The 13,496-nt window shown below is 65.1% G+C and carries 10 protein-coding genes; 7 read left to right on the forward strand and 3 right to left on the reverse strand.

From position 1 onward, the window contains the following. Positions 1 to 178: 178 nt before the first annotated feature. Positions 179 to 856, reverse strand: a complete 678-nt coding sequence (locus ACX80J_RS03190; RefSeq protein ID WP_459345202.1) for a GntR family transcriptional regulator — start codon at positions 854 to 856, stop codon at positions 179 to 181. Between the two features lie 122 nt (positions 857 to 978). Between ACX80J_RS03190 and purU the strand changes: the two genes are divergently transcribed. The 4 genes from purU to ACX80J_RS03210 all read left to right on the forward strand — a co-directional run bounded on the left by purU (position 979) and on the right by ACX80J_RS03210 (position 6,069). After that, entirely contained in the window at positions 979 to 1,893 is a 915-nt protein-coding gene (gene purU, locus ACX80J_RS03195; protein WP_459345203.1) for a formyltetrahydrofolate deformylase, read from the forward strand. 55 nt (positions 1,894 to 1,948) lie between these two features. Then, on the forward strand, positions 1,949 to 4,441 hold the full coding sequence (locus tag ACX80J_RS03200; protein ID WP_459346784.1) for a GcvT family protein: 2,493 nt from the start codon (positions 1,949 to 1,951) through the stop codon (positions 4,439 to 4,441). Between the two features lie 129 nt (positions 4,442 to 4,570). Beyond that, complete coding sequence (locus ACX80J_RS03205; protein ID WP_459345205.1) at positions 4,571 to 5,197, forward strand: cyclodeaminase/cyclohydrolase family protein; 627 nt, start codon at positions 4,571 to 4,573, stop codon at positions 5,195 to 5,197. Then, a complete protein-coding gene (locus ACX80J_RS03210) occupies positions 5,194 to 6,069 on the forward strand; it encodes a bifunctional 5,10-methylenetetrahydrofolate dehydrogenase/5,10-methenyltetrahydrofolate cyclohydrolase (RefSeq protein ID WP_459345206.1) in 876 nt (291 codons plus the stop codon). Before ACX80J_RS03205 ends, ACX80J_RS03210 begins: the two co-directional genes overlap by 4 nt. A gap of 357 nt (positions 6,070 to 6,426) precedes the next feature. On the opposite strand, the gene ACX80J_RS03215 is transcribed toward ACX80J_RS03210, so the two are convergent. Next, a complete protein-coding gene (locus tag ACX80J_RS03215) occupies positions 6,427 to 7,122 on the reverse strand; it encodes a GntR family transcriptional regulator (protein ID WP_459345207.1) in 696 nt (231 codons plus the stop codon). Positions 7,123 to 7,467: 345 nt separating this feature from the next. Here ACX80J_RS03215 and ACX80J_RS03220 point away from each other — a divergent pair, with 345 nt between their 5' ends. Continuing rightward, positions 7,468 to 9,438 carry a BCCT family transporter gene (locus ACX80J_RS03220; RefSeq protein ID WP_459346785.1) on the forward strand — a complete coding sequence of 657 codons (1,971 nt, stop codon included), beginning with the start codon at positions 7,468 to 7,470 and terminating at the stop codon, positions 9,436 to 9,438. A gap of 200 nt (positions 9,439 to 9,638) precedes the next feature. Here the strand turns inward: ACX80J_RS03220 and ACX80J_RS03225 are convergent, their stop codons facing one another. Then, positions 9,639 to 10,571 carry a LysR family transcriptional regulator gene (locus ACX80J_RS03225; protein WP_459346786.1) on the reverse strand — a complete coding sequence of 311 codons (933 nt, stop codon included), beginning with the start codon at positions 10,569 to 10,571 and terminating at the stop codon, positions 9,639 to 9,641. A 150-nt stretch (positions 10,572 to 10,721) separates the two neighbouring features. Between ACX80J_RS03225 and ACX80J_RS03230 the strand changes: the two genes are divergently transcribed. Continuing rightward, positions 10,722 to 12,026, forward strand: a complete 1,305-nt coding sequence (locus ACX80J_RS03230) for an aromatic ring-hydroxylating oxygenase subunit alpha (RefSeq protein WP_459345210.1) — start codon at positions 10,722 to 10,724, stop codon at positions 12,024 to 12,026. Beyond that, complete coding sequence (locus tag ACX80J_RS03235; protein ID WP_459345211.1) at positions 12,023 to 13,438, forward strand: ferredoxin reductase; 1,416 nt, start codon at positions 12,023 to 12,025, stop codon at positions 13,436 to 13,438. Before ACX80J_RS03230 ends, ACX80J_RS03235 begins: the two co-directional genes overlap by 4 nt. The last annotated feature ends 58 nt before the right edge of the window (positions 13,439 to 13,496 follow it).

Genomic DNA, 13,496 nt, shown 5'->3' on the forward strand with positions numbered 1-13,496 from the left:
CCTAAGTCTGCTAACTAATATCCGGTTGATATATTAGTAATCTGGAACAAGTATTCTACCGAGGCCGGTAAGTGTCAACAGATCGGAGGAGGTTTCAGCAGCGAAGTCCAGGGAAGGCAACGGGCGCCGGGGTGCCGCCCTTCCGAGCCACACCCCGTCCCCGCTGCGGGGACCGGGGTCACGCGGCGAAAAGAGCTTCGCGCACAGCGTGCTCGAAGCCACTGACATGGACCCGCGCGAGCTCCGTGGCCCGGACTTCATCCCGATCGATGACCGCCTGGAGCAGGTCCACATGCTCGTGCACGTGACGGGAGAGGTCAGGAAGGCGGTCCAGCACCATGCACCAGATGCGTGTCGCCAGGTTGTCGTAGCGAATCAGGACATCCTCGAGGTGTGGATTGCCGGCTGCCGCATAGATGCCCTGGTGCACACGGGCGTCGAGACGCAGGGTCTCGACGACTGAGGCCGCACTCGTGTCGAAGGACTCGACGGCGCGGATCACACCCCGCAGGTGATCCCTCATCGGCTCAGTGGCCACCCGCGCGGCCCGGGAGGCAGCCAGAGGCTCGAGCTGCGAGCGGATCTCGGAGATGAACGCGAGATCGGTCACCTCCACGCGCGTCGCGAAAGTACCCCTCCGCGGATAGGAGACGACGAGGCGATCCAGCTCCAGCCGCTTCAGGGCTTCACGTACCGGGGTCCGGCCGACGCCGAGATCCTTGGCGAGGTCGTCGTCGTTGATGAGGTCGCCAGGCCTGATATCCAGCATCAGCAGTTTGTCCCGGATGCGCTCGTAGGCCACTTCGGCCAATGATCTCTTGGCCGCATCAGCAATTGCCAGAACTTCCAGAGCCATGGCACGAACCCCTCTCAATAGGATCAGGAAGGCTGTTGACCTCCACCTGTGGCCAGTATACGCTGATGACCAGTCCTAATATATCAGTCATAAATGTTCGAATATATCTATAAGGAGGGGACATGACCCTGATGGCGACAGACTCATCCACCAGCACGCTGCCTCAGACGGAGACTCGCGCGGAGGACCAGGCGCGGAAGTTCGTGCTCACATTGTCGTGCGTCGAACGCGCGGGCATCGTCCAGGCAGTCACCACCTTTCTCTTCGAGCGTGGCTTCAACATCGACGAGCACCAGCAGTTCGATGACGGCCTGCGCCAGACCCTGCACCTGCGCTCCGCGTTCTCGGGAGACTCCACCTACACGCCGGAGAGGCTCCAGGAGGAATTCCAGTCGATCGCTGACCGCTTCGACATGAAGTTCAGCTTCCACGATCAGACGAAGCAACGCATCCTCGTGATGGTCTCCAAATTCGGCCACTGCCTGAACGATCTGCTCTTCCGTTGGCGGGGCGGCAGCCTGGGGGGTGACATCGCCCTCGTGGTCTCCAACCATGAGACCCACAGGGCCATGGCCGAGGCCGCCGGCCTCCCCTTCATCCACCTGCCGGTGACCCCTGAGACGAAGACGGCCGCCGAACAGCGCCTGCTGGAACTGGTCGACGAGCACGACATCGACCTCGTCGTGCTCGCCCGGTACATGCAGGTACTGTCCGACGACCTCTGCCGCGCCCTTGAAGGCCGGGCCATCAACATCCACCATTCCTTCCTCCCGGGATTCAAGGGTGCACGCCCCTATCACCAGGCCTACGATCGTGGCGTCAAGCTGGTGGGCGCGACAGCCCACTACGTGACCGCGGAACTGGATGAGGGGCCCATCATCGAGCAGGAAGTCATCCGGGTCGACCACAGCTATGGACCGACGGCCCTCTCGACGGTCGGCCAGGACGCCGAAGCATTGGCTCTATCACGCGCCGTGCGGTGGCACTGCGAGCACCGCGTGCTGCTGGATAGGACCAGCACCGTCGTGTTCCGGTAAGCAAGCACCACCAGGCCAGCAAAGACACCACACGGATATCAGCAGGAGAAGCCACATGGCATCGACGCCACACATTGTCATCATCGGAGCTGGAATCGTCGGCACGAACCTGGCCGATGAACTCGTCACCCGGGGTTGGAACAACATCACCGTCCTGGACCAGGGACCGCTGAACATGCCCGGCGGTTCCACGTCCCACGCCCCGGGCCTCGTCTTCCAGACGAACCCTTCAAAGACCATGGCTGCATTCGCCAAGTACACCGTCGAGAAGCTCCTGACCCTGACCGAGGACGGCGTCAGTTGCTTCGACAAGGTCGGAGGCCTCGAAGTCGCCACCACAGAGACCCGCCTGGCCGATCTGAAGCGCAAGCTCGGATACGCCGCATCCTGGGGAATCAGTGGGAAGATCCTCTCCCCCGCCGAGTGCAAGGAGCTCTACCCACTCCTGAACGAGGAGGACATCCTCGGCGGGCTCCATGTGCCCACTGACGGCCTGGCGCGTGCCGCGCGGGCCGTCCAGCTGCTGATCAAGCGCACCGAGGCCGCAGGCGTCACGTACCGGGGCAACACCACGGTCACGGGTATCGAGCAGTCCGGTCGCCGTGTGACCGGCGTCGAGACCTCCGAAGGCGTCATCCCCGCCGATATCGTGGTCTCCTGCGCAGGCTTCTGGGGCGCCAAGATCGGCGAAATGATCGGCATGGTCGTCCCCCTTCTCCCCCTGGCCCACCAGTACGTCAAAACCACGCCGGTGCCGGCACTAAAGGGCCGCAACGAACTTCCCAACGGGGCTTCACTGCCGATCCTGCGCCACCAGGACCGGGACCTGTACTACCGCGAGCACGGCGACCGCTACGGCATCGGCTCCTACGCGCACCGTCCGATGCCTGTGGACCTCGCGGATCTGGGCTCCTACGACCCCGACAGCATCAGCGATCACAACATGCCCTCCCGGCTCGACTTCACCCTGGAGGACTTCCTCCCGGCGTGGGAGGACACCAAGCAGCTGCTTCCCGCGCTGCGGGAAAGCGAGATCGAGGACGGTTTCAACGGCATCTTCTCCTTCACCCCCGACGGCGGGGCCCTGGTGGGCGAGTCCAAGGAGCTCGACGGCTTCTTCGTGGCCGAAGCCGTGTGGGTGACCCACTCGGCAGGCATCGCCCGGGCCGTTGCCGAGGTCCTGACCACCGGCAAGTCCCAGATCGACCTCGGGGAATGCGACATCCACCGTTTCGAGGAGGTGCAGCTGACCCCCGAGTACGTCAGCGAGACGTCCCAGCAGAACTTCGTGGAGATCTACGACGTCCTGCACCCGCTGCAGCCCAAGCTCTCACCCCGCAACCTCCGGGTCAGCCCGTTCCATGCCCGACATAAGGCACTGGGAGGGTTCTTCCTGGAGTCCGGCGGATGGGAGCGCCCCTACTGGTTCGAGTCCAACGCGGACCTGCTCAAGGAGATGCCGGCCGAGTGGCAGCCCCCGGCCCGGGACGCCTGGTCCGCGATGTTCAGCTCTCCCATCGCGGCCGCCGAGGCCTGGAAGACCCGTACCGCGGTGGCCATGTACGACATGACCCCCCTCAAGCGCCTCGAAGTCTCCGGCCCGGGAGCGCTGAAGCTGCTGCAGGAGCTCACGACAGCGGACATGGCGAAGAAGCCCGGGGCGGTCACCTACACCCTCCTGCTGGACAACGCCGGCGGCATCCGAAGCGACATCACCGTCGCCCGGTTGAGCGAGGACACCTTCCAGCTCGGAGCCAACGGAAACATCGACACCGCGTACTTCGAGCGGGCCGCACGCCACCAGACCGAAAGCGGAACCGCCAGCGACTGGGTCCAGGTGCGCGACACGACAGGCGGCACCTGCTGCATCGGCCTGTGGGGCCCCCTCGCCCGGGACCTGATCAGCACCGTCAGCAGCGACGACTTCTCCAATGACGGCCTCCGGTACTTCCGGGCCAAGCAGGTCGTCATCGGCGGCGTCACCGTGACCGCGATGCGCTTGTCCTACGTCGGCGAGCTGGGCTGGGAACTGTACACGAGCGCAGACAACGGGCAGCGTCTCTGGGATGCCCTATGGAAGGCCGGGCAGCCCTATGGCGTCATCGCCGCAGGCCGGGCCGCCTTCAGCTCGCTGCGCCTCGAGAAGGGTTACCGCTCGTGGGGCACCGACATGACCACGGAGCACGACCCCCTGGAAGCCGGCCTCGGATTCGCCGTGAAGATGACCAAGGAGGACTTCGTCGGAAAGGCTGCCCTGGAAGGCCGCACCGAGGAGAACTCCACCCGCCGTCTGCGCTGCCTGACGGTCGACGACGGCCGGAGCATCGTGCTGGGCAAGGAACCGGTCTTCTACAAGGACCAGGCAGTCGGTTACGTCACCAGTGCCGCCTACGGCTACACCGTCGCCAAACCGATCGCCTATGCGTACCTCCCCGCCGAAGTCAGCATCGGGGACTCGGTCGAGATCGAGTACTTCGGACGGCGCATCCCGGCCACGGTCACCGCGGATCCACTCTATGACCCCACGATGACCAGGCTCCGCGGCTGACCTGACCACCAGATACCCCAAGGGCGCGGCCCGGACTCGTTTCCTTGCTACCAGAGTCCGGGCCGCTGCTCTTCCGTGGCATCTTTCCGACCCTGCCCAGTCGCCTCACGCTTCAGCCCAGGAAGACACATGATCAGTTCAGAAAAGATCGACGCATACCTCACACGGCTTGCCTCGCGCGAACCGACCCCCGGCGGTGGTGCGGCCGCAGCGCTCCACGCCGCCCAGGGGGCAGCGCTCGTCGCTATGGTTGCCAGATACACCACCGGCCCGAAATACGAGCAACACGACGAACTCGTCCGAAGAATCATCGGTGACGCCGACGTACTGGTGGCCGAGGCCCTGCGTCTGGCGGATGCCGACGAGGTTGCGTTCCAGGGTGTCATCGATGCGTACCGGCTACCGTCCGGTACGGACGGACTCAAAGCCGTGCGGACGGCAGCCATCCAGGAGGCGCTCGTGGCGGCAGCGCAGACGCCCGCCCAGCTCATCAGGCTCGCCGGCAACGTCGTGGATGCTGCCACGGAGCTCTTCGAGGTCGCGAATGCCAATGTGATCAGCGATGTCGCTGCTGCCGCCGACGCGGCCCGCGCAGCCGCAACCACCGCCCGGGTGAACATCGACATCAACGTGGTGGCCATCAAGGACGCCGCAGCCCGATCGCGGTTGGCGGACCAGACCGACGGCCTCGAGGAGAAGGTGGTTCTTGCGGCTGACTCCCTCGTGGGGCGCGTGCGGACAAGGATCCTCGGGTGAGTGCCGTACTCCTCTCCGGGAAACAGCTGGCCCGGACGATCAGGGAAAAGGCCCACCAGGAGGCCCGCGACCTCGAAGCCGACGGGCTCCGCCCCACGCTCGCAGTGGTTGTGGCCACCGACGACGGCTCCACGCACTGGTATGTCCGGTCCATCGAGCGTGCCGCCGGAAGTGCCGGCATCGATTGCCGGATCGTGGACCTCGGGCCCGATGCCACCGGAGAGACCCTGGCCTCGGTCCTGCAGGACCTCAGCGAGGATCCATCCGTTCACGGCATCATCCTCCAGACGCCTCTGCCTCCCGGCGTGGAAACGGACGAACTGGTGGGGCACATCGCCCCGGAGAAGGACATCGATGGTGCGAACCCCTTGAGTCTCGGCCGTCTTGCTGTAGGTCGGCCCTCGTTCGCACCGGCCACCGCCCGCGCCGTCATCGAGATCCTCGACCACTTCGACATTCCGCTGGCAGGCCGGAACGTGGTCGTCATCGGCCGTTCCGCCGTAGTGGGAAAACCGCTGTCCCTGCTGCTGCTGGAGCGCGACGCCGCGGTCACCGTCTGCCACTCCAGGTCGGGTCCGTTGGAGAACTACACCCGGACTGCCGATGTCGTGGTCGTCGCAGCCGGGCGTACCGGTCTGCTGAACGGTGGCCACGTTTCATCGGAGGCCGTCGTGATCGACGTCGGCACGAATGTCCTTCCCGACGGATCCCTCGTCGGGGACGTCGACGAGGGCAGCGTCCGGGGCGTCGCAGCGGCCCTGACTCCCGTCCCGGGCGGCGTCGGCTCCGTCACCACATCCCTGCTCCTCCTGCACACCACCGAGGCCGCGCGGGAACAGGCGCGCACCCTGGTCCCGGAGTCGGCCGGATAATCCACCCCGGGCACGACTGCTGCCCTGCGGAACCCGTTGTCGTCTCCGCCGAAGGCCTGGAACCGCTCGCAGGGCAGGCCTTCATGTCCGCGCTCGACCGGTTGTTGGCTTCCTCCTGCACGGTGCGGAGTCATTCCGAGCGGGAATCCGACAGGAATGTGTCCCATGCGCCCGACGAATGCCCTGATGTTGTCATCATGGCTGACGATCCGGGCAGCCGCGGTATGAGGGCACAGCACGCGAACGGCGTCACCACCGTGGAATCACCGCTGCCGGATGCCTCGTTGATCCGCTGCACCCGGGCCGTGGTGGCGACTTTTCCCGTATCCGCTGATGCTGAGCGGGTTTCCGCCCGGGCTACAGCACGGCCCTGATGTGATTCTCGAAATCGGTGACGTGCCGGGTGGTCAGCCGTGCCGCAGCTTCGGAGTCCCCAGCCGCGATGCATTCGAGCAGTTCGATATGCTGGGCGATGTGCTCGGACACCGGCGGGAGCTTCTCCAGCACCAGGCTCCAGATCCGCGTGGCGAGGTTGTCGTAGCGAATCAGGATGTCTTCGAGATGCCTACTTCCGGTGGCTCTGTAGATCGTCCGATGGACCCGCATGTCCAGGCGCATGAGGTCCTGCTGCGACTGCATCCCCGGCAACAGCTGCCCGACTTCCCCCGCGAAGTCCCGGAGCTCGCTCCGGAGCTGCGGCGATGCAAGCCGCGCAGCCCGTGCGGCTGCCGCCGGCTCCAGGAGCTGTCGGATCTCGGAGATCTCAGCCAGATCCTTGATGTCCACGCCGGCGGCGAACGTTCCGCGCCGGGGATAGGCGACCACCAGGTGGTCGCTCTCGAGCCGCTTCATCGCCTCCCGGATCGGGGTCCTGCCGACGCCGAGGCGCCGCGAGATCACTTCGTCGTTGAGGGGCTCACCCGGCTTGATGTCCAGGACGATCAGCTCGTCGCACAACATCCGGTAGGCGAAGTCGGCAAATGATTCGTCGTCCTGCCTCAGCGGCGCAGACGAAACCCCTGCCTCCACCGGTGATCCGCCAGCGTATGCCATCTCCAGGTCTCCTCCGATGTGGCCCAGGGCTCGACGCCTCAGTTCCCGATCCATCCTATTCCTGCGCCGGATCTATGGACGCGCACGCCACGAGGCTCTAGAGTATCACTGATATATCAAGCAGCACGGGCACAACATATCAGCGTTAACCCGCTGAAAACGTAAGAAGAGTGTTCGCGAAACATGAACCCCTGATGGTGGAAGGGGTAGACCCACGCAGTTCCCATCGCAGACGGCACCATCGTGATCGTCGCGTCATACGAGGCCGCAACCTCCCGCTCGGCCTACCTCCCGAGGGCCGCGGCAAATCGCAGACCCATGCCTCACCGAGCAAAGGACCCGCTCATGGCTTTTGATAGTGACCTTAAACCCCACACACCCGAGGAGTTCCCTGCTGATCGCGGGGCACCAGGAGGCTTGCGCAACGAGCAACCTGGAAGCTCTGCAGCCCTCGATCCGGCAGGCGAAGGAGCATCTCCCGTGCCCGACGCGGAGTACGAGGAGATTCTCGAAGAGCTGCGTCATGCAAAGACCGAGCAGGCAGTCGCGGATCGCCGGAACCACAGGCTCATCCTCGACCGGACCACGTTCGGCATCACGGGGGCCATCGCCATCGCCTTCGTCATCTGGGGCTTCGTGGGACGCGACAGTCTGTCCGCCACCTCCACCGGAGCCCTCAACTGGGTCATGGAGTACACCGGGTGGCTCTTCATGCTCACGGCATCGCTCTTCGTGATCTTCGTCCTGTGGCTGGCCCTGGGCAAGTTCGGCAACATCCCGCTCGGAAAGGACGGCGAGAAGCCCGAATTCCGCACTGTCTCCTGGGTCGCGATGATGTTCGCCGCCGGCATGGGCATCGGTTTGATGTTCTACGGCGTGGCCGAACCGCTCTACCACTACGTCTCTCCTCCGCCCGGAACCGTGGATGGAAGGACTCCGGCAGCGATCCAGACGGCCATGGCCACCTCGATCTTCCACTGGACCCTGCACCCATGGGCCATGTACGCCGTCGTGGGTATCGCCATGGCCTACGGGACCTACCGCCTGGGACGCAGGCAACTGATCTCGGTCGCCTTCACGTCGCTCTTCGGCGTGAGGACGGTCGAAGGGCCGGTCGGGAAGTTCATCAACATCCTGGCCATCTTCGCAACCCTGTTCGGGACTGCTGCGTCGCTGGGCCTTGGTGCCCTGCAGATCGGCAGCGGTATGACCTCCAACGGTTGGTTCGGCGAGATCGGCACCCCCGTGCTCGTGGGGATCGTCGCCGTCCTGACCATGTGCTTCGTCGCTTCGGCCGTCTCCGGCATCAGCCGCGGCATCCAGTGGCTCTCCAACATCAACATGGTCCTCGCCGTCGTCCTCGCACTGATCGTCTTCGTCGTCGGCCCCACCCTTTTCATCCTCAACCTGATTCCCTCCGCGGTCGGCGACTACGCCCGCGACCTGGCCGAGATGTCGTCCCGGACCGAAGCAGTCGGCGATGAGTCACTGCGCAGCTGGATGACCAGCTGGACGATCTTCTACTGGGCCTGGTGGGTATCCTGGACGCCCTTTGTGGGGCTCTTCATCGCCCGCATCAGCCGCGGCCGCACCATCCGCCAGTTCGTCACCGGCGTGCTGCTGGTACCCAGCCTCGTCAGCGTCATCTGGTTCGCCATCTTCGGAGGCGCTGCCTTCGACATCCAGCAGAAAGCCGATGGAGCCAACACCCCCGGCCTGGTCACCATGGTGAACGGGACACCGTCCGTCAACTTCGACGGGGCACTGTTCGACCTGATCAAGAACCTGAGCATGCCTGGCTGGGCCACCAGCGCCGTCATCGTGCTGGCCATGGTGCTAGTCGCCATCTTCTTCATCACCGGCGCCGACGCTGCCTCCATCGTGATGGGATCGCTCAGTTCCAACGGCGCCGAGCACCCCCGCCGCGGGGTCGTCATCTTCTGGGGCTGCCTCACCGGCGCGGTAGCGGCGGTCATGCTGCTGGCGGGCGGTGATGAACCCTCCGAAGCCCTGGCCGGCCTGCAACGCATCACCATCGTGGCAGCACTACCGTTCGTCATCGTCATGGTGCTGCTCTGCTTCGCCCTCACCAAGGACCTGCGTCGCGATCCCCTCGCCCTGCGGCGTCGCCTGGCCACCTCCGTGGTGGAACGGGCCATCCGCACCGGCGTGGAACAGCACGGCGGCGCGCAGTTCGACCTCGTGACGAAGCACGAGTGCGCCGAGAAATGCTCCGACTCGGAGTGCCCCGGAGGACCCGCGACGGGGGTCATCCCGACCGTCGAGCACCGGGGCTCCAGCCCAGCCGGTCACTAGCTAGGCTCCTCGAGGAGCAATCCACCTCGAAAAGCAACCCACCTCGGCGGCATGCGGCCTGTTCCGGCCCGTGCCGCCGAGGCATTTCCACGTCCGACGAGGAGCAGGGCTTCCGGCCGGGTGGGCATGGCATCTGCAGCTTCCGCGACGGCCTCCTGGACCGGTCCGGTCCGTCGGCAACGCATCGCGGCCATGCGGTCTCAGGGATCGTCTTCTGGCCGGGCGGTGAGGATCCGATCGGCGCTGATCTGGAGGATGCCGAGTGACTCCTGAATCAGGGGCGATGCAATGCTGCCCCTGCGCACCGCGGCGACGATGCGGCGCGAGGGCTTCCCCCGGCCGGTAATGCGTAATCGAACCACGTTTTCGGCATTGTGCAGGGGCGCCAGACGCGGCAGCAGGCCTACGCCCAGCCCCGCGCCGACGAAGGCGATCTGGGTCTCCCATTCCACGGCCTCATGAGCGATCCGCGGTGTCACTCCGACCGCCGTGAACGCCGCAGTGAAGAGGGAATGGTAGGTGGACCCTGCGCCCTCGGTGATCCAGGGCTCGGACGCCAACTCGTCGAGCGTCACCGTCCCCTGCGATGCCAAGGGATGGTCGGCGGGAAGAATCACGTCCAGGGGATCGTCGAGCAGAACCCTCTGCTCGAAGCGCGGGTCGTCCTCGACATACGCTTCGGACTGCATGGCGACGACGACCGCGAGGTCGATCCGCTCGGCAACCAACAGATCGAAGCAGCGCGCCGGGTCGGCTTCGAGTACCTGCACCTTCAGCAGGGGGCGGGTGGAGCGCAAAGTGGCTGCCAGCGGCGCAAGCAACCGTGCAGCCGCCGTGGAGAATCCACCGAGCCCGAAACGGGACTGCACCTGGTCGCCGGCCTCCATGGCTGCCGCCCGCAGACTCTCCCATTCGGCGATGAGAGTGTCCGAGCCCTCCACGAGAAAGCGTCCAGTGGCGGTCAGCCGCACACCCCGGCCGTCCTTCGTCAGCAGCTGCATTCCCAATACGCGCTGGAGCTCCCGCAACTGCGCGGAGACGGCAGAGGGAGAGTACCCGGTGAGCTCCGCAGTCGCGCCCACCGTGCCGCACCGGGCGAACACACGCAGTGTGGTGAGCCGCGGATCTATCATGCATTTATTGTGCACTGTTATCTTCTGGATCTTGCGCTTTTATTGCAGAGCGCTTGTGACTAACCTCATACCAACATCGTTCCGGCGACGCTCGCCGCACCCGTGGACCCCACGCATCACACAGTTACCCAGCCCTCTTGGGAGGAACCCATGTCTGCTCCAGTGAACACACCCCTCAACTCGCGGGGAAAGCTCGTTTCCTCGGTGCCTGCCGAGCAGCTGGCGGAAATCACCGAGTTGTTCAATTTCCGGCGCGTGGGTTACTCCCTCGATGCCCCCTTCTATACCGATCCGACGATGTTCAGCGTCGACATGCAGGCCATCTTCGGGCAGCACTGGATCTTCGCCGCCAGCATCGCGGAGCTGCCGGAACCGGGCGACTACGTCACCGTCGACTACGGGCCATACTCCCTGATCGTGCTGCGCAACGACGACGGCGGCGTGAACGTCCTGCACAACGTGTGCCGCCACCGCGGCGCCCGCGTCCTGACCGAACCCGCGGGGACAACAGGGAACCTGGTCTGCGGTTACCACTCCTGGACCTACTCCTCCGAGGGCAATCTGATCCACGCCTCCGCACCGGGGGAGACGAAGTTCGACAAGGGCTGCTTCGGCCTCAAGCGCGCCTCCAGCCGTGTGGTCGCCGGACTCGTCTTCGTCTGCATCGCCGACGAGCCGCCGACGGATTTCGACGAGACCTCCAAGATCTTCGAGCCTTACCTCGCACCCCACGATCTGGCGAAGACGAAAATCGCCTACCAGCAGAACATCATCGAAGAGGGCAACTGGAAGCTCGTCATGGAGAACAACCGTGAGTGCTACCACTGCGACGGCCACCCGGAGCTCGCCTGTTCCCTCTTTCCCACCTGGGGCCTGACGGAGGGACTGATCCCGGCCCACCTAGAGGAGGTGTGGGACCGCAACAAGGAAGCCCAGTCCTCGCTCGAGGAGCGTTGCCGCCGCTATGGCCTTCCCTACGAGGTCGTCGAGGAGCTCGACACCCGCGTAGCGGGCATCCGCATCTCCCGGGAATCGCTCGACGGTGACGGCGAATCGTTCTCGCCCGATGGGCACCGGCTCTCCAAGAAGCTGCTCGGCGACCTGCGGGACTTCCGCCTCGGCCGCTGCTCGATGCACCTGCAGCCCAACAGCTGGTTCCATTTCCAGGCCGACCACGTCATCACGTTCGCCGTCTACCCGGTCAACGAACATCAGACCCTGGTCCGCACCACCTGGCTGGTGGCTGACGACGCCGTGGAAGGCGTCGACTACGACCTGGAGAAACTCACCTACACCTGGAAGCAGACGAATCTGCAGGACAAGGCGTTCGTGGAACTGTGCCAGAAAGGCGCGGGTAGCCCCGCCTACGAGCCCGGCCCGTACATGAAGAGCGAATACCAGGTCGAGGCGTTCATCAACTGGTACGTGCAGCGCGTGCAGGAGCACTTGGCATGATCGAACTCGGCACAGAGACGGCAACCCAGGAGCCACAGCGCATCCGCGGACTTGAGATGCCGTGGAATCGGGTGATGGGCAGCACCGAGGGACCCGCCCGCGCCGCCCATGCATTGGGCCCCTGGCATCCGCAGGAGTTCATGGCGGAATGTGTCGAGACCTTTCCCGAGGTGGGCGGCATGATGACCTTCGTGTTCCGCCGCTGCGACGGCGCGCCCCTCGCGTTCCGTGCGGGCCAGTACGTGAACGTCGCCTTTCCCGTGAACGGCGAGGACCAGGATGCGGTGGACCGCAGTTACTCGTTGTCCAGTTCGCCCACCCAGCCGTGGACCTTCAATATCACGGTCAAGCGCGACCCTACCGGGCTGGTCTCCCCGTGGGTGCACGAGAACGTTCGACCCGGCACCGTCCTCGAGATGCTCGGACCGGTCGGGGCATTCCACCTGCCTGATGCCGACCGCCGGGCACGCTACCTCCTGCTGGCCGCCGGCGCAGGCATCACCCCCATCATGTCGATGGTGCGGACGATCCACTCCCTGCCCGGACAGGCCGACGTCATCGTGCTCTATCACGGAGCGGAGGCCGGGGGATTCGGCTTTCACCAGGAACTGGCCTACATCGCCTCCGTGGACTCGCGCATCAAGGTCTTCTACGCCCTCGGCGACCGCAGCAAACCCGAAAAGTGGGAATGGCTCAGCGGGAGGCTGACGGCAGCCATGCTCGACGAGGTCGCCCCCGACGCCAACGGCCGCCAGGTCTACACCTGCGGTCCCGAGGGTTACCTGAACACCGCCGCCGAGCTCCTGCGGAAGGTCGGCGTGGACGACACCTCGATCAACATGGAATTCTTCACGGGAAATCGCCAGACGATCCTCGAATACCAGGCAGAGGTCGCGCTCGCCGAGGAAATCGCCGAGGAGATCGCCGAGGAGATCGCCGACTCCGCCGAGGATTACTACGAAAGCCAGCCCAGCGCCTTCGGGCTCTACGAACCCGGCTATGACGCCAGGGGCACCCTGGAGGCCACGGGACTTCCCCTGGAAGCAGCCGGCCCGGACATGCGTGGTCCCGAAGTGCCCGCCGGCAGCCCGGGCGAGGGAGCCGAGACCGGCTCACTCGACGTCTCGGGCTTCGACACGGTCGGAACGGGAAGCCTCACTCTGTCCTTCCTGCGCACCGGCATCAATGTGCGCGTCGACCCCACCGAACACATCCTCGGGCCAGCCCAGCGTGCAGGGGTTCGAATCGGCGCGAACTGTAAGGAAGGAATGTGCGGCTCCTGCAAGGTCGTCAAGCTCTCCGGCGACATCGAGATGAACCACCAGGGCGGGATCCGGGCACGGGAGATCGATGCAGGCAAGTTCCTGCCCTGCTGCTCCACAGCGCGGACCGACCTGGTGATCGACGCCTAGCCCGCTTCCCCTGCTCCAGCCGGACGGGATCAGGGATCGTTTCACGAGAACAACTCTC

It is taken from the genome of Arthrobacter rhamnosi, from assembly GCF_054510975.1.

Excerpts from the sequence above, each read along its gene's own strand:
- ACX80J_RS03225 (WP_459346786.1), bottom strand. The coding sequence starts at position 10,571 with ATGATAGATCCGCGGCTCACCACACTGCGTGTGTTCGCCCGGTGCGGC.
- ACX80J_RS03190 (WP_459345202.1), bottom strand. The coding sequence starts at position 856 with ATGGCTCTGGAAGTTCTGGCAATTGCTGATGCGGCCAAGAGATCATTG.
- purU (WP_459345203.1), top strand. The coding sequence starts at position 979 with ATGACCCTGATGGCGACAGACTCATCCACCAGCACGCTGCCTCAGACG.
- ACX80J_RS03230 (WP_459345210.1), top strand. The coding sequence starts at position 10,722 with ATGTCTGCTCCAGTGAACACACCCCTCAACTCGCGGGGAAAGCTCGTT.
- ACX80J_RS03200 (WP_459346784.1), top strand. The coding sequence starts at position 1,949 with ATGGCATCGACGCCACACATTGTCATCATCGGAGCTGGAATCGTCGGC.
- ACX80J_RS03215 (WP_459345207.1), bottom strand. The coding sequence starts at position 7,122 with ATGGCATACGCTGGCGGATCACCGGTGGAGGCAGGGGTTTCGTCTGCG.
- ACX80J_RS03205 (WP_459345205.1), top strand. The coding sequence starts at position 4,571 with ATGATCAGTTCAGAAAAGATCGACGCATACCTCACACGGCTTGCCTCG.
- ACX80J_RS03220 (WP_459346785.1), top strand. The coding sequence starts at position 7,468 with ATGGCTTTTGATAGTGACCTTAAACCCCACACACCCGAGGAGTTCCCT.
- ACX80J_RS03235 (WP_459345211.1), top strand. The coding sequence starts at position 12,023 with ATGATCGAACTCGGCACAGAGACGGCAACCCAGGAGCCACAGCGCATC.